The sequence below is a fragment of the Streptomyces sp. NPDC007901 genome (genome assembly GCF_042959465.1).
Lineage (GTDB): Bacteria > Actinomycetota > Actinomycetes > Streptomycetales > Streptomycetaceae > Streptomyces.
The window spans coordinates 99548-123697 of record NZ_JBIBKW010000020.1 but is presented as its reverse complement, the minus strand read 5'-3'; the positions used below and the strand labels follow the sequence as shown (position 1 = coordinate 123697).

The window sequence follows — 24150 nt, the reverse complement described above, 5'->3', positions numbered from 1 at the left end:
GGTCCGGGGCCCTTCGCAGCGGTCCCGGCTCAGCCGAGGTTCGAGAACACGAAGGAGAACTCGGCCGGTCCGGCGTGGAGTTGGTACTGCGGCAGGACACCCGGGCCGCAGGACTGCGAGCCGATGCCGTGCAGGCCGTGGTCGAGGTTGACCCACACGGTCTCACCGGGGGTGAGGTCGGTGCGGTGGGCGGCCGCGTCCAGTTGCTCGGTGGTCCAGCGGCGGGCCGTGAACCAGAACTCCGGGTCGCCCTCGATCCGCAGACCGCCGAGCTCCGCCCAACGGACGTCCGCGCGGGCGCCGTTCTCCTGCGGACGGACGTAGGGCGTCTGGAGGTCGTCGACCGTCGACTCCCAACGGCCGAGCAGGGAGGCCGACCTGGTGTCGGGGTACGCCTCCTCGGGGCCGCCGCCGAACCAGCGCACCCGGTCGGCGGCCGACAGCCCGAAGCGGATGCCGAGCCGGGGCAGCGGCACCGTCCAGTCGCCGTCCGGGGACACGGAGACGGTGAGGCGGAGGCGGTCGCCGTCGGTGGTCCAGCGGTAGACCGTCGGCAGGCCGAACTCCCAGGCCGCGGGGGCGACCCGGGTGCGCACGGTCAGCGCGTCACCGTCGAGTTCGACCGCGTCCAGGCGGTGCCGCATCCGGTGCAGACCGAACTTGCGCCACAGTGCGCCGTAGCGGATGTCGCTCTGCCAGGCGGCGCCGTCGTCGTTGTCGGTCGTCGCCCGCCAGACGTCCAGGCGCAGTCCGGTCACGTCCACCGCGCCGATGCTCCGCAGCGCGCCGCTGCGGGCGTCGAAGGCGGCCGGCCCGAGGCGGATCAGGTCCTCGCCGGACACCGGCCCGCCGGCCACCGCGAAGGGCGGCGACTGCCGGGCCGACACGGGCACCTGGCCCCAGGCCACGACATGGTCCCGGGGTCCCCACGCGGTGTCGGCCGCCAGCAGCGCCCGTACCGTCCACCCCGTCTCGCCGCCGCCCGTGGTGACGGGCGGCTCCGGCAGCTTGACGTCCGCCGACTCGCCGGGGGCCAGGGCCGGTACGGCCAGGCTGCCCGACTCCACGCTCTCGCCGTCGACCTGGTACGACCACTCGAAGGCCAGCGCCGACAGGTCGGCGAAGTCCTGCTTGTTGGTGATCCGGACCGCGGGTCCTTCGCCCTCGACGGCGACTGGCTCGATCACCTTCTTGAACTCCACCAGGCCGGGGGAGGGCCGCCGGTCCGGGAAGACCAGGCCGTCGCAGACGAAGTTCCCGTCGTGCAGTTCCTCGCCGAAGTCGCCGCCGTACGCGAAGCCGTACCGCTCGTCCTTGACGCCGTGGTCGATCCACTCCCAGATGAAGCCGCCCTGGAGCCGGTCGTACGACTCGAAGATCCGCTGGTAGTCGGCGAGGCCGCCGGGGCCGTTGCCCATGGCGTGGCCGTACTCGCAGAGGATGAAGGGGAGTTGACGGCGCCTGTGGGTGCCGCCGTCCAGGTCCCGGCCGATCCGCTCGACCTCGGCGTGGTCGGCGTACATCCGTGAGTAGACATCGGTGTCACGGCAGTCGATGTCACCCTCGTAGTGCACGAGGCGGGAGGTGTCCCGGCCGTGGATCCACTCGGCCATCGCGGTCAGGCCCCGGCCGGTGCCGGCCTCGTTGCCGAGGGACCAGATGACGACAGACGGGTGGTTCTTGTCGCGTTCGACCATCCGGGCGGCCCGGTCGAGCAGGGCCGGGGTCCAGCGGTCGTCGTCGACGGGGTTGTCCCGCCAGGCCTGCTCGGTGAAGCCGTGGGTCTCCAGGTCGCACTCGTCGATCACCCACAGGCCGTACTCGTCGCACAGGTCGAGGAAGGCCGGATGCGGCGGGTAGTGGGAGGTGCGGACGGCGTTGATGTTGTGCCGTTTCATCAGCAGCACGTCCGCCCGCATGGTCTCCCGGTCGAGGGCGCGGCCCTTCTCGGGGTGCCACTCGTGCCGGTTGACGCCCTTGAACAGGACGGCCTTCCCGTTGACCTTGATCAGCCCGTCGGCCAGCTCCACCGTCCGGAACCCGATCCGCAGGGGCACCCGCTCGCCCTCGGTGGCCAGGACACCGTCGTACAGCCTCGGGGTCTCGGCCGTCCACGCCTGGACCGGGACGGTCACGGGCTCGCCGGTGGCGATGTCGACGCCCAGGTCCGGCACGGTGACCCGGCCGTCCACGTCGGAGTCGACGCGCAGGGTGCCCGCGCCGGTGGTGTGGTCGTAGGAGGCGTGCACGAAGAAGTCGAGGGCCGCGCCCGCCGGGCGGTGCAGCAGGGTCACGTCACGGAAGATGCCGGGCAGCCACCACTGGTCCTGGTCCTCCAGGTAGGAGCCGGCCGACCACTGGTGGACCCGGACGGCGAGGACGTTCCCGGCCGGCTTCAGCAGGTGGCCGACCGCGAACTCGTGCGGCAGCCGGGAGCCCTTGAACTCGCCGATGTCCGTGCCGTTCAGCCAGACCCGGGCGCAGGACTCGACCCCGTCGAAGCGCAGCACCGCCCCGCCGTCCGTGACGTCCCACTCCTCGGGCAGGTCGAAGAACCGCAGATGGTCCCCGGTGGGGTTCTCGGTCGGGACCCTCGGCGGGTCGACCGGGAACGGGTACAGGTGGTTGGTGTAGATCGGCGCGCCCTGGCCCTGGAGCACCCAGTGGCCCGGGACCGAGACCTCCGCCCAGCCGCCGGCGTCGTACCCCGGCTCGGCGAACGCGTCGTCCTGCGCGTCCGCCGTCGGCGACAGCCGGAAACGCCAGCTGCCGTTCAGCGACAGTGACCTGGCGTCCGAGGCCGGATACCAGGCGCGGGGCGGCAGCGCGCCCGAGCCCGGGGAGACGTCCTCGACGTAGTCGGTGGCCGTGGAGTTGCGGAAAGACATCGGTCTCCAGGTCGTGAGAGTGCGGCTCAGCCCTTGATGCCGGTCTGCGCGATCCCCTGCACCAGCCAGCGCTGAAGGAAGAGGAACACGAACACCAGGGGCAGGATGGAGATGGCGGTGGCCATGAAGATCAGGTGGAAGTTGACGGTCTGGTTGGTCATGAAGGAGGAGAGCGCGATCTGCACGGTCCAGGAGCTCGGGTCCTGGCCGATGACGAGCGGCCACAGGAAGGAGTTCCAGGCGCTGATGAAGGTGATCGTGGCAATCGCCGCGAAGAAGTTCAGCGAGTTGGGGACGACGATCCGCCAGTACGCGCCCCAGTAGCCGAGCCCGTCCACGCGGGCCGCCTCCTCCAGCTCCCTCGGGAATCCGAGGAAGTACTGCCGGAAAAGGAAGCAGGTGAAACCACTGAACAGGCCAGGGATGATCAGACCGCGGTAGGTGTCCACCCAGCCGAGGGACGAGACCAGCACGAAGCTGGGCACGAAGGTGACGGCCGTCGGCACCATCAGCGTCGCCAGGACGACGTAGAAGACCTTGTTGGCGTGCTTGTACGGGATGCGGGCCAGGCCATAGCCGGCCAGCGAGCACACCAGGAGCGTGCCGACCGTGGTCAGGACGGCGACGACCAGCGAGTTCACCATGGAACGGCCGAACTCGACCGTGGGGTCGTCGAACAGCTCGGAGATGTTGCCCCACTGGAAGGAGGGCAGCAGCTTCCAGTTCTCGCCAGTGATCTCCAGGTCCGTGGAGAGGGCGTTCCGGAAGATCAAGTAGAAGGGGATCAGGAAGAGCAGGGCGGCGACACCGACGGCGACGTACAGCCCCGTGTTGCCGAGGACGCCCCCGTCCTTCCTGCGTCGCTTGCCTGCCTGCGGTGCGGTGGTGGTCACTTGGACTCGTCCCCCCTTCCGAATCCCATGAACTTGCCCTGGACCAGGGTGACGAGGCAGATGAGCAGCGACAGGATGACCGCGCCCGCGCTGCCCGCGCCGTAGTCCTGGCTGGTGCCGAGGGCCGTCTTGTAGAGCTCCATGAGTGGTGTCTGGGCCCAGGTCGCCTTCTGCCCGACGATGTTGAAGAACTCGTCGAACGCTTGGTACGCGGCGATGAGCAGCAGCAGGATCACCGCGGTCGAGGTCGCGCGCAGCTGGGGCAGCGTGATGTACCGGAAGGTCTGCCACCCCCGCTTGGCGCCGTCGATGGCGGCGGCTTCGTACAGCTCGGCCGGGATGTTCTGCAGCGCCGCCAGGAAAAGGATCATGTAGAAGCCCGACTGGATCCACAGGCGCAGAGTCACGATGACCAGCCAGTACCAGGGCGGGGTGGGGTTGGACATCCAGGCGATGGTGTCGGCGCCGAACCAGCCGATGACCGTGTTCGCGAGTCCGAAGCGGACACCGCTGAAGATGGACATCTTCCAGATCAAGGCGGCCGCCACGTACGAGACAGCGGTCGGCAGGAAGAACACCGACCGGAAGAACGCCCGCATGAACCGCAGCTGGTTCACGAGCAGCGCCAGCCCGAGCGACAGCGCCCAGGTGGTCGGCACGATGAACGCGGCGAACACGGTGAACGTCAGCAGTGAGTCGGGGAAACCGCTGTTGGTCAGGATCTGCTTGTAGTTGTCGAAGCCGATGAAATGGCTCGGGGTGACGGTGTAGCGGGCGTCGAAGAAGCTGAGCCAGATGCTCCAGCCGATCGGCACGACGACGAAGATTGCCAGGCCGATGAGGAAGGGCCCGGTGAAGAGCCAGAAGTTCACGGTCGGGTTGCCCCGCAGGCGCCGCCGCGGCCGGGCCTGGGAGGCCTTGGCCGGGGCGGGCCGGGCGACCCCGCGTGTGGTGGTGGTCGACATGTCGTGGTCTTCCCGGGGCCTATCCGAAGAGCTTCTTGAGCTCGACGTTGACCTTCTTGTCGCAGGTGTCGAGCGCCGCCTCCGGGTCGCCGTTCTTGCGGACGGAGGACGCGATCACGTCAGCGAACGCAGTCTGCATCGTCTGGTCGTAGGCGATGTTGTCGAAGTGGCCGTAGTCGGTGAAGAGCTTCACGCCCTCGGCGGCCAGGCCGGACTTGAGCTTGGTCGCCTCGCTGGCGATCGAGGTGCGCGGCGGGATGTGGAAGCCGTACGAGGTGGCCCAGTCCTCCTGGTACTTCTTCTGGTCGATCCACAGCCACTTGACGTACTCCTTGGCCGCGTCGACGTTCTTGCCCTTGGCGTTGACGAAGATCGACCAGCCGCCGTTGTAGACGGACAGCTTGCCGGCGCTGCCGATCTTCGGGAACGGGAAGATGCCGAGGTCGTCGCCGAGGGCCTGCTGCATGGCCGGCATGGACCACATGCCGCCCCACTGGATGGCGCACAGGCCCTGGTTGAGCGAGGACGGGTCCCAGAAGTCGGTCGGGGCGTCGAGCAGCACGTTGCCGCTGGTGAACAGCTTCCGGAGCGTCTTCAGACCCCCGACGACGCCGTCCGTGTGGTAGGCGATCTCGTTCTTGTCGTTGATGGTGTCGGCGCCGGCGGACCAGATGATGGGGTTCTGGATCGCGCTGAAGTCGTTGCCGAGGAAGACGCCCTTGACCTTGCTGGTGGTCAGCTTGGCGGCGGCCTCCACCAATTCGTCAAGCGTGGTGGGCACCTCGACCTTCGCCTTCTCCAGCATCGACTTGCGGTAGTAGAAGAACTGCGGGTCGTCGATCATCCGGATCCCGTAGATCTTCCCGTCGACCGTGTGGGAGTTGATGTCGTTCGGGTTGAAGTCGTCCTTGACCGGGTCGATGAGGTCGCTCAAGTCCGCCACCTGGCCGCTCTTGACGAGCTGGAGTTGCGGGTGGAACTCGAAGACGTCGGGCGCCTTCTTGGTGAGCAGGGCTGCGAAGAGCGCGGACTCGAAGTTGTTGCCGGTGATCCAGTTGGTGCTCACGTCGGCCTTCTTGTACGCCGCCGCGTACCGCTTGAGGGCCTGCTCGGTGCCCGCCTCGCCGTAGGCGTGGAAGTACTGGGTGAGCTGGGTGCCCGAACCGCTGCCGCCGCCCCGCCCGTTGTTGCTGCCGCACGCGGCCAGCGTGCCGGCGGCGGCCATGCCCGCGGCCGCCCGGAAGAGGGACCGGCGGGACCAGTTGTTGTTGCTGAGTGCCGACATGCTGACGTCCTTGTCTGTCGAGTGCGGCTGCGGCTCCGCGGCCGTGGTGAGGCCCTGAAAACCTCGTGAGCCAGATGGCTGAAATTGCTTCGCGGAGCGGGACGTTAACCTTCGGCTAACACTTCGGCAAGAGGTTGGACGAAGTCTGCGCGAAACGTTGTACCCGGTTCGGAATGGCGAACAGGTGCGAAAGCACGGCGAGTTGAGGGCCGCCGGGTCAGGGAGTGGCCGGCGGCCCTCGGATCGTGGGAGACGGGGTTCGTTACTGCCTGGTCCAGGCCTCGTTGGTGCCGCTGTTGCAGCTGTAGAGGATCACCTTGCTGCCGTCGGCGGTGGCCTGCCCGCTCACGTCCAGGCACTTGCCGGACGCCTCGCTGAGGATCTGGCCGTTGGCGTTCAGCAGCCAGCGCTGGCTCGCGTCACCGGTGGGTTCGGCGGTGGCGGTCAGGGCCGAACCGGAGGCCGTCAGATAGCCGTTCGCGCCCTTCAGGGTGCCCTTCGCGTCGTACGACCAGGACTGGTCCTCGGCGCCCGTGCAGGTGGCGATGGCGGCCCCGGAGGCGTCGGCGGTCAGGCACTTGCCGGACTGATTGCCCGCCAGGGCGCCGGTCACGGCCGCACTGCCGTGTCCTTTCCCGTCGAGGACGTACGTCGTGATCGAGCGGGCGGCGAGGGTCGCGGAGACCGTCCCCGCGCTCACCGACGGCTTCGCCACCCTGGCCCAGTCCTCGGTGGCCGACGTCCGCACGGCCCGGGCGGCCCGTACCGGCGTCCCGCTGTTGAAGTGCAGGCTGAGCGGGGTGTCGGTGGTGTTGTGGTTGTTGACCACGACGACCCATGTGCCGTTCCGGTCGTAGGCCGACACCTCGACCCCGGCCGGCGCCCCGGTCACGTTGTGCGCGACCGAGCCCGGGGTGACGAACTTGCTGTACTGGCCGAGCGCGTAGTACCGCTTGGTGAAGTAGAGCGTCTGGTTGCCGTTCGTCGCGTAGTCGGGGTCGTAGTAGATCAGGCCGTCGTTCCAGCCCTCGTCGTTCCTGGCGGTCGGGTCGCTGCCGTACCCGCTGGCCAGCGCCACCCACCACTGGAAGGCCGAGTCGTGGGCGCTGGCGAAGTCCTTGTAGATGATCCTCGACAGCAGCAGGGCGTTGTCGATGGTCGGGTCGTACTCCTGGTTCCAGCCCGTCGAACCCTTGCCGAAGCAGCAGATCTCCGAGGCCCAGGACGTCTTGCCGGCCGTCTTCGCGGTCTCGTAGACATTGCCCAGCTGGCCGTCGCTGGGGTTGTTGTACGTGTGGTGGGCCAGCTTGGACACGTACCGCGCGGTGTCCGGCTGGGAGAGCCACTGCGGGACCTCGGTGGTGAACTGGGCGGTGCTGCTGGACTCGTCGGCGATGATCCCGGTCCGCTGGTGCCGGGCCCGCTGCTCGGCGCCGAGCGCCCGCACGATGTCGTCGCGCTGGTCGACGGTGACCTTCATGCCCTCCTGGCCGCATGAACCGAAGTCGTTGTCGGGCTCGTTGAAGGGGCTGATGTAGTCCAGCTTCACGCCCTGCCGGGCGAAGTGGTCGGTGACGTCGGCGACGTACTTCGCGTAGTCGCCCTCGTTCTCCGTCTTCAGCTGGCCGCCGCAGCTCTGCCCGTTGGTGGTCCACCGCGCGGGCGCGCTGTTGACGAAGCCGATCAGGTCCTGGACGCCGTACTGCGCGGCGTACGTGAGGAAGGTCCGGCCGCCCTTGTCCTTGCTCCAGTCGTAGGAGCCGTCGGCGTTCAGGAAGTCCTCGGCGGCCCGGGCCGGGGTGGTGACCGCGGCCCCGCCGCCGCCGATGTTGTAGCGGTACGAGCTGAGATCCAGGCCCTGCTTCGAGAACAGCAGCTTCGCCACCCGGGCCTGGACCTCGGGGGCGAAGTGCTGCAGGTCGTTGACCCACCAGGCGCCCGAGGCGCCGATGTCGTCGATGGTCTGGGCGGCGTGCGGAGAGACCTCGGCGGGCGCGGTGGCGGTGTCGGCGGTCCCGGCGGCGTTCGCGGGCGGGGAGCTGATCAGGGCCCCGGTCACGGCCAGTGCGGCCGCGGCGGTGGCGAGGACGGATCTTCTGGTGCGGGTCAAAACGGGCATCCCTTCCGTCGTCATGAAGGCGGTGCGGTACGGCTCCTTGCGAGGGTGGTGCGTCTGGCGGTCCGCTGCCCCACGGACTGCAGGGCGCCCTCCAGCGCGAACGTGGCCGCGCCCAGGCACACCGGGTCGGTGGGCACGGGGGAGAGGACGATCTCGGTGGCGGCGAACGGCCGCCGCAGCGCGTGCCGTCGCACGGCCTCGCGTACTTCGTCGAGCAGCGGGGCGCCCAGCTTCTTGGCGACCCAGCTGCTGAGGACCACCACTTCGGGGTTGTAGAGGTTCACCAGGTCCGCGATGCCCGCGCCCAGGTAACGGGCCGTGTCGCGGACGACCTTGACCGCCACCGGGTCACCGGCCGCGACCCCGTGGGTCAGGGCGTCGATGGTCGCCGTCTGGTCCTCGGGGTGCAACAGGGTGCTGCGCGGGCTCAGTTCGCGCAGGTTGAGCATGATGCCGGGCGCGCCGACATAGGTCTCCACACAGCCGTGGTTGCCGCAGTGGCACAGCCGGCCGTCCAGCACCAGCGTCGTATGACCCCACTCGCCCGCGCTGTTGCTGACCCCCCGGTACAGGCCGCCGCCGAGCACCAGCCCGGCGCCGACGCCCGTGCCGAGGTTCACCACCACGGCGTCCTCGCGCCCGCGCGCCGCCCCGAACCAGAGCTCGGCCACCGCGCTGGCCCGCAGCGGATTGTCCAGGTAGAGGGGGTAGGCGATGTGCTCGGAGAGCAGGTCGAGCAGCGGCACGTCGTGCCAGTCCCAGTTGGGCGCGTACTCGGCGATCCCGGTGTCCCGGTCCACCTGTCCCGGCACGCTCACCCCGACCCCGAGCACCCGCGCGCCCTCCACGCCCGCCTGCGCCACCACCGAGCCGACGGCCGTGGCGACATGCCCCACCGCCTGCTCGGGCCTGCTCTCGCCGGGGCGCATGTCCTCCACCGCCCGGGCCAGCACGTTCAGCCCCAGGTCGAACAGCTCCACCCGGATGTAGGTCTCCGCCATGTCGACGCCGATCAGCGCGCCCCCCGAGGAGTTGACGGCCACGAGTCCCCGGGGACGGCCGCCCGCCGAGTCCTCGAAGCCGACCTCCGTGATCATCCGGAGGTCGAGCAGCTCCCCGACGAGCGTGGCGACCGTGGCGACGCTCAGCCCGGTGGCGGCCGCCAGCGTCTGCCGGGAGGTGGGGGACTGGGCGATGATCTGGCGCAGCACCTCGTAGCGGTTCGCGGTGCGGATGTCGCGCGATGTGCGCTTCACGCGGCTGCCCCTCCCATCCCGTCACGACCGGCCGGGGCGTACGACGACACCGGCGCGGCGCAAGGCTATGGGCTTCGCGGGACTTTCGACAAGGGGTTAGGAAAGGGGCCGTAGAAACTTCCCCCGAGTCGACTGTCGTGCCCACCTGCGCCCAATGCATGGAAACGGCCCGCCAGTTGCCACTGGCGGGCCGTCGCAGAGCCACTCAGGGTGTCTTGTTCCACTCGGTGATCACGGGCCAGCCGTGCTCCGTGGAGAGCCGGCTGACGGTGCCGGTCGCCAGCTGGAACAGCCGGCCCTCGGCGGGCGGCAGCCCCAGGCGGCGGGCCGTCAGCACGCGCAGGAAGTGGGCGTGGGCCACCAGGATCACGTCACCCGTGCCGGTGTTGAGGGCCGTCTCGACCTTCCGGAGCACCCGGTCGGCCCGTGCGCCGATCTGCTCCGGCGACTCGCCGGGGTGGCCCGCCGGGCCCGGGGGCACGCCGTCGGTCCACAGGTACCAGTCGGGACGGGAGCGGTGGATCTCCGCCGTGGTGATGCCCTCGTAGCCGCCGTAGTCCCATTCGTGCAGGTCGGGGTCGGGTTCGGCCCCGGTGAGTCCGGCCAGTTCGGCCGTGCGTATCGCGCGGCTCAGCGGGCTGGCCAGAACCAGCGCGTAGGTCCGGCCGGTGAGGAGCGGAGCGAGTGACTTGGCCTGTTCCTCGCCGTGCTGGGTGAGGGGCAGGTCGGTCCAGCTGGTGTGCTGTCCCGACACGCTCCACTCCGTCTCACCGTGGCGGACCAGGAGGAGGTCGCCCACGGCGCACTACTCCTTCGACTCGACGGCGTGGCCGCCGAACTGGTTGCGCAGTGCCGCGATCATCTTCATCTGCGGCGAGTCGTCCTGCCGGGACGCGAACCGGGCGAAGAGGGAGGCCGTGATCGCCGGCAGCGGCACCGCGTTGTCGATGGCCGCCTCGACGGTCCAGCGGCCCTCGCCGGAGTCCTGCGCGAAGCCCTTCAGCTTGTCCAGGTGCTCGTCGTCGTCCAGCGCGTTGACCGCGAGGTCGAGCAGCCAGGAGCGGATGACGGTGCCCTCCTGCCAGGAGCGGAAGACCTCGCGGACGTTGTCCACGGACTTGACCTTCTCCAGGAGCTCCCAGCCCTCCGCGTACGCCTGCATCATGGCGTACTCGATGCCGTTGTGGACCATCTTGGAGAAGTGCCCGGCGCCGACCTTGCCCGCGTGGACATAGCCGTACGGGCCCTCCGGCTTGAGCGCCTCGAAGATCGGGTGGAGCCGCTCGACGTGCTGCTTGTCGCCGCCGACCATCAGGGCGTAGCCGTTCTGCAGGCCCCACACACCGCCGGAGACACCGGCGTCGACGAAGCCGATGCCCTTGATGCCGAGTTCGGCGGCGTGCTTCTCGTCGTCCGTCCAGCGGGAGTTGCCGCCGTCGACCACCGTGTCGCCCTCGGACAGCAGGTCCTTGAGCTCGTCGACGACGGACTGGGTGGCGTGGCCGGCCGGGACCATCACCCACACCACGCGCGGCGCGTCGAGCTTCTCGACCAGTTCTTCGAGGGACTTGACGTCGGAGACGTCGGGGTTGCGGTCGTAGCCGATGACGGTGTGCCCTGCGCGGCGGATCCGCTCGCGCATGTTGCCGCCCATCTTGCCGAGGCCGATGAGGCCCAACTGCATGGCTGTCATGTCAGTTCACTTCCTTGAGCGTGCGGTACGTCGAGACGAGGGCCGTGGTGGACGGGTCGAGGCCGGGCACGTCGGCGCCCTCGGTGAGGGCGGGCTCGATGCGCTTGGCGAGCACCTTGCCCAGCTCCACGCCCCACTGGTCGAAGGAGTCGATGTTCCAGATCGCGCCCTGCACGAAGACCTTGTGCTCGTAGAGCGCGACGAGCTGGCCGAGCACCGACGGGGTCAGCTCGCGGGCCAGGATCGTGGTCGTGGGGTGGCTGCCCCGGAAGGTGCGGTGCGCCACCTGCTCCTCGGCCACTCCCTCCGCGCGGACCTCCTCGGCGGTCTTGCCGAAGGCCAGCGCCTGGGTCTGGGCGAAGAAGTTCGCCATCAACAGGTCGTGCTGCGCCCTGAGTTCACCGCTGAGCTCGGCGACCGGCTCGGCGAAGCCGATGAAGTCGGCCGGGATCAGCTTGGTGCCCTGGTGGATCAACTGGTAGTAGGCGTGCTGGCCGTTGGTGCCGGGCGTGCCCCACACCACCGGGCCGGTCTGCCACTGCACCGGCCGGCCGTCCCGGTCCACCGACTTGCCGTTGGACTCCATGTCCAGCTGCTGGAGGTAGGCGGTGAACTTGGAGAGGTAGTGGCTGTACGGCAGCACCGCGTGCGACTGGGCGTCGAAGAAGTTGCCGTACCAGACGCCCAGCAGGCCGAGCAGCAGCGGCGCGTTGGCCTCGGCGGGCGCGGTGCGGAAGTGCTCGTCGACCAGGTGGAAGCCGTCCAGCATCTCGCGGAAGCGGTCCGGGCCGATGGCGATCATCAGCGAGAGGCCGATCGCCGAGTCGTACGAGTAGCGGCCGCCGACCCAGTCCCAGAACTCGAACATGTTGTCCGGGTCGATACCGAACTCCGTCACCTTGCCGGCGTTCGTGGAGAGGGCCACGAAGTGCTTGGCCACGGCCTTCTCGTCGCCGCCGAGCCCGTCAAGGAGCCAGGTGCGCGCCGAGGTCGCGTTGGTGATCGTCTCGATCGTGGTGAACGTCTTGGACGCCACGATGAACAGCGTCTCCGCCGGGTCCAGGTCCCGGGTCGCCTCGTGCAGGTCGGCGCCGTCCACGTTGGACACGAAACGGAACGTCAACTCCCGTGCCGTGAAGGCGCGCAGCGCCTCGTAGGCCATCGCCGGACCGAGGTCCGAGCCGCCGATGCCGATGTTGACGACGTTCCGGATGCGCTTGCCGGTGTGGCCGGTCCACTCGCCCGAGCGGACCCGGTCGGCGAAGGCGCCCATCTTGTCGAGCACGGCGTGCACGCCCGGGACGACGTTCACCCCGTCCACCTCGACCACCGCGTCACGCGGGGCGCGCAGCGCCGTGTGCAGTACCGCGCGCCGCTCGGTGATGTTGATCTTCTCGCCGCGGAACATGGCGTCCCGCAGCCCGAACACGTCGGTGGCGGCGGCCAGTTCCTGGAGCAGGGCGAGCGTCTGGTCCGTGATCAGGTGCTTGCTGTAGTCGATGTGCAGGTCGCCGACGCGGACGACGTACCGCTCGGCGCGCGCCGGGTCGGCCGCGAACAGCTCACGCAGGACCGGCCGGCCCTCGGCCCGGTGGTCCTCCAGGGCGGTCCACTCGGGACGCCGGGTGAGCTCGGGGGTGTCAGGCATGGGAGACGGTCTCCTTGGTGCCCTCGCCGCGCAGGGCGATGGCGTACATCTCGTCGGCGTCGAGGCGGCGCAGCTCCTCGGCGATCAGTTCGGAGGTGGCGCGGACCTTGAGGGCGAGGGTGCGCGGCGGCTGGCCCGGCAGGGTCAGGGTGGCGAGCGGGCCCTCGGGGCGGTCGATGACGATCTCGCCGCTCGCGGTCCCGAGCCGTACGGCCGTGACCACCGGGCCGGCGGAGACCACGCGGTCCACCGTGACCTTGAGGCGGGCCTCCAGCCAGCGGGCGAGGAGTTCGGCGCTGGGGTTGTCCGCCTCGGCCTCGACGGCCGCCGAGGTCACGGTGGCCCGGGCCTGGTCGAGGGCGGCGGCCAGCATCGACCGCCACAGGGTCAGCCGGGTCCAGGCGAGGTCGGTGTCGCCGGGCGCGTAGTTGCGGGCGCGGGACTCCAGGACCTGCATCGGCCGCTCGACCGCGTACAGGTCGGTGATCCGGCGCTGGGCGAGCGCGCCCAGCGGGTCCTTGGACGGGGTCTCGGGGGACTCCACCGGCCACCACACGACCACCGGGGCGTCCGGCAGCAGCAGCGGCAGCACCACCGAGTCGGCGTGGTCGGAGACCTCGCCGTACGTCCGCAGCACGACCGTCTCGCCGGTGCCGGCCTCGGAGCCGACCCGGACCTCCGCGTCCAGGCGGGAGGTGGTGCGGTCGCGCAGGGTGCGGGCGTGCCGCTTGATGACGACCAGGGTGCGCGAGGGGTGCTCGTGCGAGGCCTCCTCGGCCGCCTTGATCGAGTCGTAGGCGTTCTCCTCGTCCGTGACGATCACCATCGTCAGGACCATGCCCACCGCAGGGGTTCCGATGGCGCGGCGACCCTGCACCAGCGCCTTGTTGATCTTGCTTGCCGTGGTGTCGGTCAGGTCGATCTTCATGGCCTGCGCCAGCTCCGTCCGTCTCGTGCGAGCATCTCGTCGGCTTCCTTCGGTCCCCAGCTTCCCGACTCGTACTGGGCGGGCCTGCCATGCTTCGCCCAGTACGTCTCGATCGGGTCGAGGATCTTCCAGGACTCTTCCACTTCCTGGTGACGGGGGAACAAATTGGCGTCGCCGAGCAGCACATCCAGGATGAGCCGCTCGTACGCCTCCGGGCTGGACTCCGTGAACGACTCGCCGTAGGCGAAGTCCATCGTCACGTCCCGGATCTCCATCGACGTACCCGGCACCTTGGAGCCGAACCGGACCGTCATGCCCTCGTCGGGCTGGACGCGGATGACGATCGCGTTGGCGCCGAGCTCCTCGGTGGCCGTGGAGTCGAACGGGGAGTGCGGGGCCCGCTTGAAGACCACCGCGATCTCGGTGACCCGGCGGCCCAGCCGCTTGCCGGTGCGCAGGTAGAAGGGGACGCCCGCCCAGCGGCGGTTGTCGATGCCCAGCCTGACGGCCGCGTAGGTGTCGGTCTTCGACTTGGGGTCGATGCCGTCCTCCTGCAGGTAGCCGATCACCTTCTCGCCGCCCTGCCAGCCCTCGGCGTACTGGCCGCGCACGGTGTGCCGGCCCAGCTCCTCCGGCAGCCGCACCGACTTGAGCACCTTGAGCTTCTCGGTGAGCAGCGCGTCCGCGTCGAACGCGATCGGCTCCTCCATCGCGGTGAGCGCCATCAGCTGGAGCAGGTGGTTCTGGATGACGTCCCGGGCCGAGCCGATGCCGTCGTAGTAGCCCGCCCGGCCGCCGATGCCGATGTCCTCCGCCATGGTGATCTGCACGTGGTCGACGTACGACCGGTTCCAGATCGGCTCGTACATCTGGTTGGCGAAGCGCAGCGCCAGGATGTTCTGGACGGTCTCCTTGCCCAGGTAGTGGTCGATGCGGAACACCTGGTCCGGGTCGAACACGTCGTGCACGACGGCGTTGAGGTCCTGCGCGGAGGCGAGGTCGTGCCCGAACGGCTTCTCGATGACCGCCCGGCGCCAGGACCCCTTGGGAGGGGTCGCCAGACCGACCTTCTTCAGCTGCTGGACGACCTTCGGGAAGAACTTCGGCGGCACGGAGAGGTAGAACGCGAAGTTGCCGCCGGTGCCCCGGGAGCCGTCCAGCTCGTCGACGGCGGCCTTGAGCTGCTTGAACGCCGTGTCGTCGTCGAAGTCGCCCGGGATGAACCGCATGCCCTCGGCGAGCTGCTGCCAGACCTCCTCGCGGAACGGGGTCCGGGAGTGCTCGCGCACCGCGTCGTGGACGACCTGCGCGAAGTCCTGGTCCTCCCAGTCCCGGCGGGCGAAGCCGACGAGCGAGAAGCCCGGCGGCAGCAGCCCGCGGTTGGCCAGGTCGTAGACGGCCGGCATCAGCTTCTTGCGGGACAGGTCACCGGTCACCCCGAAGATGACCAGGCCCGACGGGCCCGCCACCCTCGGCAGTCGCCGGTCGCGCGCGTCGCGCAACGGGTTGTCCCAGTCGGCGGCGGGCACCACCGGCACCCGCACCTCCTTGGCGGTCTCGCTCATCACGCCTCAACTCCCTTGCTGTCCAGGGACTTCGCGACGGCGTCCAGCAGCTCCTGCCAAGCCGTCTCGAACTTGGCGACGCCCTCGTCCTCCAGCTTGCCCACGACCTCGTCGTAGGAGATACCGAGCTTCTCGACGGCCGCCAGGTCCGCGCGGGCCTGGGCGTAGCCGCCGGTGACCGTGTCGCCGTGGATGTCACCGTGGTCGGCGGTCGCGTTCAGCGTCCCCTCCGGCATGGTGTTGACGGTGCCGGGCGCGACCAGCTCGTCGACGTAGAGGGTGTCCTTGTACGCCGGGTCCTTGACGCCGGTGGAGGCCCACAGGGGGCGCTGCTTGTTGGCCTTGGCGCCGGCGAGCGCGGTCCAGCGGTCACCGGCGAAGACCTGCTCGTACGCCTCGTAGGCCAGTCGGGCGTTGGCCAGCGCGGCCTTCCCCTTCAGAGCGAGCGCCTCGTCCGTGCCGAGGACCGTCAGCCGCTTGTCGATCTCGGCGTCCACGCGGGAGACGAAGAAGGAGGCCACGGAGTGGATGGTGGAGAGGTCCAGGCCCTTGGCGGCGGCCTGCTCCAGGCCGGCCAGGTAGGCGGCCATGACCTCGCGGTAGCGCTCCAGGGAGAAGATCAGCGTGACGTTGACGCTGATGCCCTGGGCGATGACCGCGGTGATCGCGGGGAGACCGGCCTCCGTCGCCGGGATCTTGATCATCACGTTGGGGCGGTCGACCAGCCAGGCGAGCTGCTTGGCCTCGGCGACGGTGGCCGCGGTGTGGTGGGCGAGGCGCGGGTCGACCTCGATGGAGACCCGGCCGTCCCGGCCCTCCGTCGCGTCGTACACCGGGCGCAGCACGTCGGCCGCGGCCCGTACGTCCTGGGTGGTCATCATCCGTACGGCCTCGTCGACCGTGACACCCCGCACGGCCAGGTCGGCCAGCTGCTCCTCGTAGCCCTCGCCGGAGCCGATGGCGGCTTGGAAGATCGACGGGTTGGTGGTGACGCCCACGACGTTCTTCGACGCGACCAGCCCGGCGAGGTTGCCGGTGCTGATCCGCTTGCGCGACAGGTCGTCCAGCCAGATCGAGACGCCTTCGTCGGAGAGGTGCTGCAGTGCTCCCGCGGAGGCGGTTGCTTCGGTCACAGTGATCATCTTCCTCTGTTGAACTGATTCTGGCTGGCGGATCAGGCGGTACGGGCGGCGGCGAGGGACTCGCGGGCCTTCGCGGCCACGTTCTCGGCGGTGAAGCCGAACTCGGCGAACAGGGTCCTGGCGTCGGCGGAGGCACCGAAGTGCTCCAGGGAGACGATCCGTCCGGCGTCGCCCACGAAGCGGTACCAGGTCAGGCCGATCCCGGCCTCGACGGCGACCCGCGCCTTCACGGCCGGCGGCAGGACGCTCTCGCGGTACTCGCGGGGCTGCTCCTCGAACCACTCCACGGACGGCATCGACACCACCCGGGTGCCGGTCCCCTCGGCCTCCAGGAGGTCGCGCGCCTCGACGGCGAGGTGCACCTCGGAACCGGTGGCGATCAGGACCACCTCCGGGGTCTCGGTCGACGACTCGCGCAGCACATAGCCGCCCTTGGCCGCGTCCGGGTTCGGCGCGTACGTCGGCACGCCCTGGCGGGTCAGCGCGAGCCCGTGCGGGGCGGGGTGCGTGGCGTGCCTCTTCAGGATCTCGGCCCAGGCCGTCGCGGTCTCGTTGGCGTCGGCCGGGCGGACGACGTTCAGGCCCGGGATGGCGCGCAGCGCGGCCAGGTGCTCGACCGGCTGGTGGGTCGGGCCGTCCTCGCCGAGACCGATGGAGTCGTGCGTCCAGACGTAGGTCACGGGGAGCTGCATGAGCGCCGACATACGGACGGCGTTGCGCATGTAGTCGGAGAACACCAGGAAGGTGCCGCCGTAGATCCGGGTGTTGCCGTGCAGGGCGATGCCGTTCATCTCGGCGGCCATCGAGAACTCGCGGATGCCGAAGTGGACGGTACGGCCGTACGGGTTCGCCTCGGGCAGCGGGTTGCCCTTCGGCAGGAAGGAGGACGTCTTGTCGATGGTGGTGTTGTTGGAACCCGCGAGGTCGGCGGAGCCGCCCCACAGCTCCGGCAGCACCGGGCCGAGCGCCTGGAGGACCTTGCCGGAGGCGGCGCGGGTGGCGACGGACTTGCCCTCCTCGAAGACGGGCAGCGCGTCCTCCCAGCCCTCGGGGAGCTGACCGGCGACGACCCGGTCGAAGAGCCGGGCGTGCTCCGGCTGGGCGGTGCGCCACTCGTCGATCCGCTTGTCCCAGGCCGCGTGCTCCTCGGCACCCCGGTCCAGGGCGCGCCGGGCGTGGGCCAGCACCTCGTCGGCCACCTCGAAGGACTGCTCCGGGTCGAAGCCGAGGAGGCGCTTGGTGGCGGCGATCTCGTCCGCGCCGAGCGCGGAGCCGTGCGAGGCCTCGGTGTTCCGCGCGTTCGGCGCGGGCCAGGCGATGATCGTGCGCATGGCGATGATGGAGGGGCGCCCGGTCTCGGCCTGGGCCGCCTTCAATGCTGTGTACAAGGCCTGAACATCGACATCACCCTCGGCGGTGGGCTCGATGCGCTGGGTGTGCCAGCCGTAGGCCTCGTACCGCTTCAGGACGTCCTCGGAGAAGGCGGTCGCGGTGTCGCCCTCGATGGAGATGTGGTTGTCGTCGTAGACGAAGACCAGGTTGCCGAGCTTCTGGTGGCCGGCCAGCGAGGAGGCCTCGGCGGAGGCGCCCTCCTCCAGGTCGCCGTCGGAGACGATCGCCCAGATCGTGTGGTCGAAGGGGGAGGCGCCCTCGGCGGCCTCGGGGTCGAAGAGGCCGCGCTCGTAGCGGGCGGCCATCGCCATGCCGACGGCGTTGGCGACGCCCTGGCCGAGCGGGCCGGTGGTGGTCTCGACGCCGGCGGTGTGGCCGTACTCCGGGTGGCCCGGCGTCTTCGAGCCGTGGGTCCGGAAGGCCTTGAGGTCGTCCAGCTCGACCTCGTACCCGGCGAGGAACAGCTGGGTGTACAGGGTCAGCGAGGTGTGCCCGGGGGAGAGGACGAAACGATCCCGGCCGGTCCACTCGGGATCGGCCGGGTCGTGGCGCATCGCCTTCTGGAAGATCGTGTACGCCGCCGGGGCCAGGCTCATCGCGGTGCCGGGGTGCCCGTTGCCGACCTGCTGTACGGCGTCGGCCGCGAGGAGGCGGGCGGTGTCCACGGCGCGCCGGTCGAGGTCGGTCCACTCGAAGCCGTCTGTTGTCTCCGTGCTCATCTTCAAGAAGTCCTCGTTCGAAGCGTGCTGGCTGGGCTGACGCGTTCAAAACTAAAAGTCTGACTTTTGAGAAGGAAGGTTGGAGTGTGTCAGCCTGTGGTGAAAGTGGGACACGGATCTTCGACAGGGACGGCACGAGAAGGACATGGCGGACAGAACGCCCGACCGGGCAGGCGACGGTGACGGAATCAGAACCTTCCCCTTCCCGGTGGATCTGAGCGTCGGCGGGGTCGGTATACAGGTCGGCCCGATGGGCACCGAGCGCCTGTGGCACGCGGACGCCCCCCTGGAGCGCGTGCACCGCATCGACTTCCACGTCGTCATGCTCTTCACCGAGGGGCCGGTCCGCCACATGATCGACTTCGCCGAGTACGAGGCCGGGGCCGGCGACCTGCTCTGGATCCGCCCCGGTCAGGTCCACCGCTTCTCGCGCACCTGCGAGTACCGCGGAATCGTCCTGACCATGCAGCCCGGCTTCCTGCCGCGAGCCATCGTCGAGGCGACGGGGCTCTACCGCTACGACCTGCCGCCCCTGCTCCGCCCCGACCCGCCCCAGCTCGCCGCGCTCCAGGCGTCGCTCGCCAACCTGCGACGCGAGTACGAGGACGCCGAGACCCTTCCCCTGAGCCTGCACACCTCGGTGCTGCGGCACTCCCTCACGGCGTTCCTGCTGCGGCTCGCGCATCTCGCGGCCAGCTCTGCGGAGGCGGCCCGCCGCCAGGCCGACACCACGTTCACCCTCTTCAGGGACGCGGTGGAGAAGGACTTCGCCGCCAATCACAGCGTCAGCGCCTACGCCGACGCCCTCGGCTACTCCCGCCGCACCCTGGTCCGCGCGGTCCGCGCGGCGACGGGGGAGACTCCCAAGGGCTTCATCGACAAGCGCGTCGTCCTGGAGGCCAAACGCCTGCTGGCCCACACGGACCTGCCGATCGGCCGGGTGGGCGCGGCTGTCGGCTTCCCCGACGCGGCGAACTTCTCGAAGTTCTTCCACCTGCACACCGGACAGACACCGGTGGCGTTCCGGGCGGAGCTGCGCTAGCGCGAGAGCCGCGGGGCAGAGGGAGTCGGTCGGCGGCTGTGGCTTCGAGGGGGGCGCCCACCTCGGCGGCTCTCCGCCCTTCGCCGGTGCGGCGGGCGTGTTCGCGCCGTCGCGAGGCCGGGGGTCGGGGGCGGGTGGCCGGGGCGATGGGGCGAGGCGGCCGGGTGTCGCGGGCCGGCGGTGGGGCGTCAGGAGTCGGACGGCCGGGCTTCAAGGGGGCGGGAGTCGGGCGCCAGGTGTCTGGCGGCCGGGCATAAGGGGACGGCGGGGGCGGGGGTGTGTCGCGTGGGCGGTCCGTGACAGTGTCCGTCGGACCGCCCGCCTGGCCGTCTGGCCGCCGCCCGGCGGTCGGGCGTCAGGAGTCGTCGGACGGCCGGGCTTCAAGGGGGCGGGAGTCAGGCGCCAGGTGTTTTGCGGCCGGGCATAAAGGGACGGCGGGGGCGGGGGTGTGTCGTGTGGGCGGTCCGTGACGGCGTCCGTCGGACCGCCCGCTCGCCGTCTGGCTGCCGCCCGGCGGACCCGGTTCGTCAGGGTCGGCCACGGGGCACGCGGCCCGCCCGGGGGTGTCGGCTCCGGCTTCGCCCCTGGGGGCGGCGGTGTGCCGACGGTCTCCCGTAACTCGCTCAGTACGCGGAGTTGACGTTGTCGATCGAGCCGTAGCGGTGGGCGGCGTAGTTGGCGGCCGCGGTGATGTTGGCGACCGGGTCGGTCACGCTGCGGGCGGTGCCGGCCACGTGGTAGGCGTTGAAGGTGGGGTCGATGACCTGCAGCAGGCCCTTGGAGGGGGTGCCCTGCTGGGCGTTGACGTCCCAGTTGTTCTGGGCGGCCGGGTTGCCGCCGGACTCGCGCATGATGTTGCGCTTGAGGCCCTCGTAGCTGCCCGGGATGCCCTTGGACTTCATGATCTGCAGGGACTGCTTGATCCAGCCGTCGAGGTTGTTGCCGGTGCCGGTCTGCTGGGACGTGGAGCGGCTGCTGTCGCCGGAGGCGGTGACCGCGCTGGACACGTGCGCCTGCGTCATGTCGGCGGCCTGTGCGTTCGCCGGCATCAGGGTGAGGGCGGCGGCCGCGGCGCCGGTGGTGGCGAGACCGGTGAGGCCGAGGGTGCGCAGGCGGGCGATGCGGGTGCGGGTGTTCGTGGTCATGGAAAAGCAATCCTCCGGTTGGGGGGCATCGTCGGCGTCGGCTGCGGCCGGCGTCCGCGTGGTGCGGGTCGCTGGCCGCGGTCGAGAGTGGGCGGACCTGGCGGGGATCCGTTCGGTCCATCGCCCGTCTCCCGGCGACGACAGCCATGGTTAGCGGCGGGCGGCGCGGGGCGCAATGATGTGACGTACTACCCAACTTAGGAGAGAATGACTGAAATGGTAGGTTATATGGGCTTTGTCTCCTGTTCAGGGCGTTTCGTGGCTACGGTCCCGCATAGGATGTGATCTGGCTCCTATGGGTGGCGTCACGCGTTCAGGCCCTCCGGAGGGGTGGAATCGGCAGCGGAAGGCGCCCCGCGGGACCCCGCTCGCGGAGCGCCTTCCCGGCCGGTGTCAGTGGCCGAAGTCGAACCAGTTGACGTTCACGAAGTCCGCCGACTGTCCGCTGGAGAAGGTCAGGTAGACGTCGTGCGTGCCGGTCACCGAGCTGATGTTGGCCGGGACCGTCGTCCAGGTCTGCCAGCCACCGGTGCCGGCCACCGAGAAACTGCCGATGGGGGAGTTGGAGGGGCTGTCGAGCCGGACCTGCACCAGGCCGCTCACCCCGGAGGCCGCGCCGCTCGCCACCCGTGCGTAGAACTGGGTGGCCGCCGTGGATCCGAAGTTCACGCCCTTGTAGAGGGCCCAGTCGCCGTTGGCGATGTAGCCGATGTCCTGGCCGCCGCCGGTGTCCGTGGTGGTCTCGGCCGTGACGCCGGACTGGCTGTCGTAGGACTCGGCCTGGATCGCGCTGTAGGCGTCCCGGCTGCCGGTGGGCGGGGTCGTGGTACCGCTCCCACTGGCCGACAGCACCTGGACGTAGTCCACGACCATGGGGTGGCCGGACTCGGTGGCGCTGGTCGGGCCGCCGCCGAACGCGTCCGGGAAGCCGCCGCCCATGGCCACGTTCAGGATGACGAAGAAGCCGTGGTTGGTGGCGTTCGCCCAGGTGGTGGCGTCGACCTGGCTGGAGGTCACCGTCTGGTAGTTGACGCCGTCGACGTAGAAGCGGATCGCCTCGGGGCTCACCGAGCGGTCCCACTCCATCGTGTAGGTGTGGAAGCCGGACTGGCAGGTGGTGTTGGGGCAGGCGGTCGAACTGCCGATGCCCGTGGTCTCGTTGCAGGGGCCGCCGGGGCTGGTGCCGCAGTGCATGGTCGCCCAGACCGTGTTCAGGCCCTGCACGTTCTCCATGATGTCCAACTCGCCGACGCCCGGCCAGTTCTGGTAGTTGCCCCGGTAGGGCGCGCCCAGCATCCAGAACGCCGGCCAGTAGCCGTACGCGGCGGTGCCGGTCACGTTCGGCATCTGGATCCGCGCCTCGACGCGCAGCTTGCCGCCGGCCGGGGGCTGGAAGTCGGTGCGGGTGGTCTCGATCCGGCCCGACGTCCAGTTCCCGGACGAGTCCCGCACCGGGGTGATCTTCAGGTTGCCGCTGCCGTCCAGGGCGACGTTGGTGGTGCTGGAGGTCATCGTCTCGACCTCGCCGGTGCCCCAGTTCGCGGGGCCGCCGGAGTACGAGGTCCCGGTGTCGTACTGCCAGTTGGAGGTGTTGACGCCGGTGCCGGCGGTGCCGTTGAAGTCGTCGAGGAAGACCTGGCTCCAGCCGGACGGCACGCTGGGCGCCGAGGCGCTGGCGGGGAGGGTGGCGGTCGTGGCGGCCGCCACCGCCAGACCGAGGGTGGCGAGTGCGGCGACCAGGGCACGGCGGAACGAGCGCCGCCGTCTGCGATCCGCGGGGGGTATACCGGAGGTTTCACTCATGGGGTGCCTCTCGGGTACGGAGTGGGGGCGTGCGGGGTGTCCCTGAGAGCGCCCGATCGAGTTGAGAGCGCTCTCAAAGTGGGCCCAATGTGCTCTCCGTGCCTCCGGTCGTCAAGAGTTAAAACGAAGAATCTCCTTGTTTCCCAGGGGAGTTCAGGCGGTGAAGGCGGGCCCGGGTCAGACCGCGCTGCCGGCCTTCCAGTCCGACCAGGACAGGTTCCAGCCGTTCAGGCCGTTGGAGGCCTCGACGGTCTTCTCGCCGGAGTTCTTGACGATCACCACGTCGCCGAGCATCGAGCTCTCGTAGAACTTGTAGCCCGCGACCGAGGAGTCGTTCGCGCCCTTGGCGTCGTGCAGGCCGACACAGCCGTGGCTGGTGTTCTGGCTGCCGAAGACCGAGGTGGACGCCCAGTAGTTGCCGTGCACGAAGGTGCCGGAAGTGGTCAGGCGCTGGGCGTGCGGGACGTCGGAGATGTCGTACTCGTCGCCGAGGCCGACCGTGGAGGACTCCATCCGGGTCTGCTTGAACCGCTCGCTGATCACCATGATCCCGGACCAGGTGGTGTGCTGGGCGTTGCCGCCGGAGACCGGGTAGGAGGCGTAGGTGGCGCCGTCCCGCTTCACGACCATCTGCTTGGTGGACAGGTCGACGGTGCTGATCTGCTCCCGGCCGATGTGGAAGGTCACGTCCTTCGACTGCACCCCGTAGACGCCGTCCGAGCCCTCGACGTCCTTCAGCGCCAGGCTCAGCGTGATCGTGGTGCCCTTCGCCCAGTACGTCTCCGGGCGGAAGTCGATGCGGGTGTCGCTGAACCAGTGCCCGACGATCTCCACCGCCGGCTCGGCCGTCACGGTGATCGCCTTCTGGACCGCGGCCCGGTCCGTCACCGCGTGCGTGAAGTTGATCGACACCGGCATGCCGACGCCGGACGTGGAGTCCGCCTCGGGTGTGAAGTAGCCGATGAACGTCTCGCCGGGGGACTTCGTGGTGAAGGTGGCCACCGTCTCGTCGGTCGCGCCCTGTGCCTTCGCCGTCACCGTGTACTTCGTGCCCGAGTACGGGTTCTTCGCCGACGTCCACTTCGTCTTCGCGTCGTTGAAGGTGCCCGACAGCGACGACCCGTCGTTGCCCGCGACGGTCACCGAGGAAAGCGTGCCGTCGGCCACGGTGACCTCGACCGGGTCGGCGAAGTCCGCCTTCTTGGTGCCGGAGGCGGGCGTGACCGTGATCGTCGCCTTCTTGGTCGCGGACTTCACGGAGGCCGTGGCGCCCTTGTCGTCCGTCGAGGCGGAGGCGTCCGCTGAGGAACTGCATCCGGCCAGCGCCGCGCCCGCGGGCACCGCGCCGAGGGCGGCGAGGATCCCGCGCCGGGACCACTTCTCCGACTGCCGCCCGGACCGGTTCGATATGTGCTGGACGCCCACGACACGCCTTCCTGACTTGTCCACCTGTGTCTGGGCATCCTGCGCCTGTTGTATGGGTGGTTCCTTTGAATCACGGGGGTGATCCCTGAGATTCCGATGAGGAGGCCGAGGGGGCCCGCGTGCGCCGGTGCGGGGCGAGTCGGCCGGAACCCGGGTTGTCCGCGCGGGTGTTCGTGAACAGAGTATGAACGGCCGAGCGGCGGCCTGAGTTTCCGGTGAGATCCCCCTCCCGGGATGGTTTC

At 69.8% G+C, this 24150-nt stretch carries 17 protein-coding genes; 1 reads left to right on the top strand and 16 read right to left on the bottom strand.

Annotated elements, in window-relative coordinates:
* Positions 1-29 precede the first annotated feature (29 nt).
* From ACFZDK_RS43175 to tkt, 13 genes are all read right to left on the bottom strand, one after another.
* Entirely contained in the window at positions 30-2888 is a 2859-nt protein-coding gene (locus tag ACFZDK_RS43175; protein WP_390981244.1) for a glycoside hydrolase family 2 TIM barrel-domain containing protein, read from the bottom strand.
* Positions 2889-2914: 26 nt separating this feature from the next.
* Positions 2915-3781 carry an ABC transporter permease subunit gene (locus ACFZDK_RS43170; RefSeq protein WP_390981242.1) on the bottom strand — a complete coding sequence of 289 codons (867 nt, stop codon included), beginning with the start codon at positions 3779-3781 and terminating at the stop codon, positions 2915-2917.
* The gene (locus ACFZDK_RS43165) at positions 3778-4746 is read right to left on the bottom strand and encodes an ABC transporter permease subunit (RefSeq protein ID WP_390981240.1); all 969 of its coding nucleotides are present in this window, start codon (positions 4744-4746) and stop codon (positions 3778-3780) included. The genes ACFZDK_RS43170 and ACFZDK_RS43165 overlap by 4 nt, the downstream gene beginning before the upstream one ends.
* Before the next feature lie 19 nt (positions 4747-4765).
* The gene (locus tag ACFZDK_RS43160) at positions 4766-6031 is read right to left on the bottom strand and encodes an extracellular solute-binding protein (protein ID WP_390981238.1); all 1266 of its coding nucleotides are present in this window, start codon (positions 6029-6031) and stop codon (positions 4766-4768) included.
* A 262-nt stretch (positions 6032-6293) separates the two neighbouring features.
* Positions 6294-8165, bottom strand: a complete 1872-nt coding sequence (locus ACFZDK_RS43155; RefSeq protein WP_390981236.1) for a glycoside hydrolase — start codon at positions 8163-8165, stop codon at positions 6294-6296.
* On the bottom strand, positions 8162-9406 hold the full coding sequence (locus ACFZDK_RS43150; protein ID WP_390981234.1) for an ROK family protein: 1245 nt from the start codon (positions 9404-9406) through the stop codon (positions 8162-8164). The genes ACFZDK_RS43155 and ACFZDK_RS43150 overlap by 4 nt, the downstream gene beginning before the upstream one ends.
* 205 nt (positions 9407-9611) lie before the next feature.
* Positions 9612-10205 carry a histidine phosphatase family protein gene (locus ACFZDK_RS43145; protein ID WP_390981232.1) on the bottom strand — a complete coding sequence of 198 codons (594 nt, stop codon included), beginning with the start codon at positions 10203-10205 and terminating at the stop codon, positions 9612-9614.
* A 6-nt stretch (positions 10206-10211) separates the two neighbouring features.
* Positions 10212-11090, bottom strand: coding sequence for a phosphogluconate dehydrogenase (NAD(+)-dependent, decarboxylating) (gene gnd, locus ACFZDK_RS43140; RefSeq protein WP_390981361.1), 879 nt, complete (start codon positions 11088-11090; stop codon positions 10212-10214).
* Between the two features lie 10 nt (positions 11091-11100).
* The gene (gene pgi, locus ACFZDK_RS43135; RefSeq protein ID WP_390981230.1) at positions 11101-12747 is read right to left on the bottom strand and encodes a glucose-6-phosphate isomerase; all 1647 of its coding nucleotides are present in this window, start codon (positions 12745-12747) and stop codon (positions 11101-11103) included.
* A complete protein-coding gene (gene opcA / locus ACFZDK_RS43130) occupies positions 12740-13675 on the bottom strand; it encodes a glucose-6-phosphate dehydrogenase assembly protein OpcA (protein WP_390981227.1) in 936 nt (311 codons plus the stop codon). The genes pgi and opcA overlap by 8 nt, the downstream gene beginning before the upstream one ends.
* On the bottom strand, positions 13672-15240 hold the full coding sequence (gene zwf / locus ACFZDK_RS43125; protein ID WP_390981225.1) for a glucose-6-phosphate dehydrogenase: 1569 nt from the start codon (positions 15238-15240) through the stop codon (positions 13672-13674). Before zwf ends, opcA begins: the two co-directional genes overlap by 4 nt.
* Positions 15240-16382 carry a transaldolase gene (gene tal / locus ACFZDK_RS43120; protein WP_390981223.1) on the bottom strand — a complete coding sequence of 381 codons (1143 nt, stop codon included), beginning with the start codon at positions 16380-16382 and terminating at the stop codon, positions 15240-15242. The genes zwf and tal overlap by 1 nt, the downstream gene beginning before the upstream one ends.
* 32 nt (positions 16383-16414) lie before the next feature.
* Positions 16415-18493, bottom strand: coding sequence for a transketolase (gene tkt / locus ACFZDK_RS43115; RefSeq protein ID WP_390981221.1), 2079 nt, complete (start codon positions 18491-18493; stop codon positions 16415-16417).
* A 145-nt stretch (positions 18494-18638) separates the two neighbouring features.
* Here tkt and ACFZDK_RS43110 point away from each other — a divergent pair, with 145 nt between their 5' ends.
* Positions 18639-19535, top strand: coding sequence for a helix-turn-helix domain-containing protein (locus tag ACFZDK_RS43110; RefSeq protein WP_390981219.1), 897 nt, complete (start codon positions 18639-18641; stop codon positions 19533-19535).
* A gap of 623 nt (positions 19536-20158) precedes the next feature.
* On the opposite strand, the gene ACFZDK_RS43105 is transcribed toward ACFZDK_RS43110, so the two are convergent.
* The 3 genes from ACFZDK_RS43105 to ACFZDK_RS43095 form a co-directional block, all read right to left on the bottom strand.
* Complete coding sequence (locus tag ACFZDK_RS43105; RefSeq protein WP_390981359.1) at positions 20159-20788, bottom strand: transglycosylase SLT domain-containing protein; 630 nt, start codon at positions 20786-20788, stop codon at positions 20159-20161.
* A 285-nt stretch (positions 20789-21073) separates the two neighbouring features.
* Positions 21074-22483 (bottom strand): carbohydrate-binding protein, encoded by a 1410-nt coding sequence (locus tag ACFZDK_RS43100; RefSeq protein WP_390981217.1) that lies wholly within the window; start codon positions 22481-22483, stop codon positions 21074-21076.
* A 177-nt stretch (positions 22484-22660) separates the two neighbouring features.
* Positions 22661-23908, bottom strand: a complete 1248-nt coding sequence (locus tag ACFZDK_RS43095) for an Ig-like domain-containing protein (protein WP_390981215.1) — start codon at positions 23906-23908, stop codon at positions 22661-22663.
* Between the last annotated feature and the right edge of the window lie 242 nt (positions 23909-24150).

Bases quoted from the DNA above. Each gene is read 5' to 3' on its own strand.
- ACFZDK_RS43175 (WP_390981244.1), bottom strand. From the start codon at position 2,888: ATGTCTTTCCGCAACTCCACGGCCACCGACTACGTCGAGGACGTCTCC.
- ACFZDK_RS43100 (WP_390981217.1), bottom strand. From the start codon at position 22,483: ATGAGTGAAACCTCCGGTATACCCCCCGCGGATCGCAGACGGCGGCGC.
- ACFZDK_RS43155 (WP_390981236.1), bottom strand. From the start codon at position 8,165: ATGACGACGGAAGGGATGCCCGTTTTGACCCGCACCAGAAGATCCGTC.
- tal (WP_390981223.1), bottom strand. From the start codon at position 16,382: ATGATCACTGTGACCGAAGCAACCGCCTCCGCGGGAGCACTGCAGCAC.
- tkt (WP_390981221.1), bottom strand. From the start codon at position 18,493: ATGAGCACGGAGACAACAGACGGCTTCGAGTGGACCGACCTCGACCGG.
- zwf (WP_390981225.1), bottom strand. From the start codon at position 15,240: ATGAGCGAGACCGCCAAGGAGGTGCGGGTGCCGGTGGTGCCCGCCGCC.
- ACFZDK_RS43160 (WP_390981238.1), bottom strand. From the start codon at position 6,031: ATGTCGGCACTCAGCAACAACAACTGGTCCCGCCGGTCCCTCTTCCGG.
- pgi (WP_390981230.1), bottom strand. From the start codon at position 12,747: ATGCCTGACACCCCCGAGCTCACCCGGCGTCCCGAGTGGACCGCCCTG.
- opcA (WP_390981227.1), bottom strand. From the start codon at position 13,675: ATGAAGATCGACCTGACCGACACCACGGCAAGCAAGATCAACAAGGCG.
- gnd (WP_390981361.1), bottom strand. From the start codon at position 11,090: ATGCAGTTGGGCCTCATCGGCCTCGGCAAGATGGGCGGCAACATGCGC.
- ACFZDK_RS43110 (WP_390981219.1), top strand. From the start codon at position 18,639: ATGGCGGACAGAACGCCCGACCGGGCAGGCGACGGTGACGGAATCAGA.
- ACFZDK_RS43165 (WP_390981240.1), bottom strand. From the start codon at position 4,746: ATGTCGACCACCACCACACGCGGGGTCGCCCGGCCCGCCCCGGCCAAG.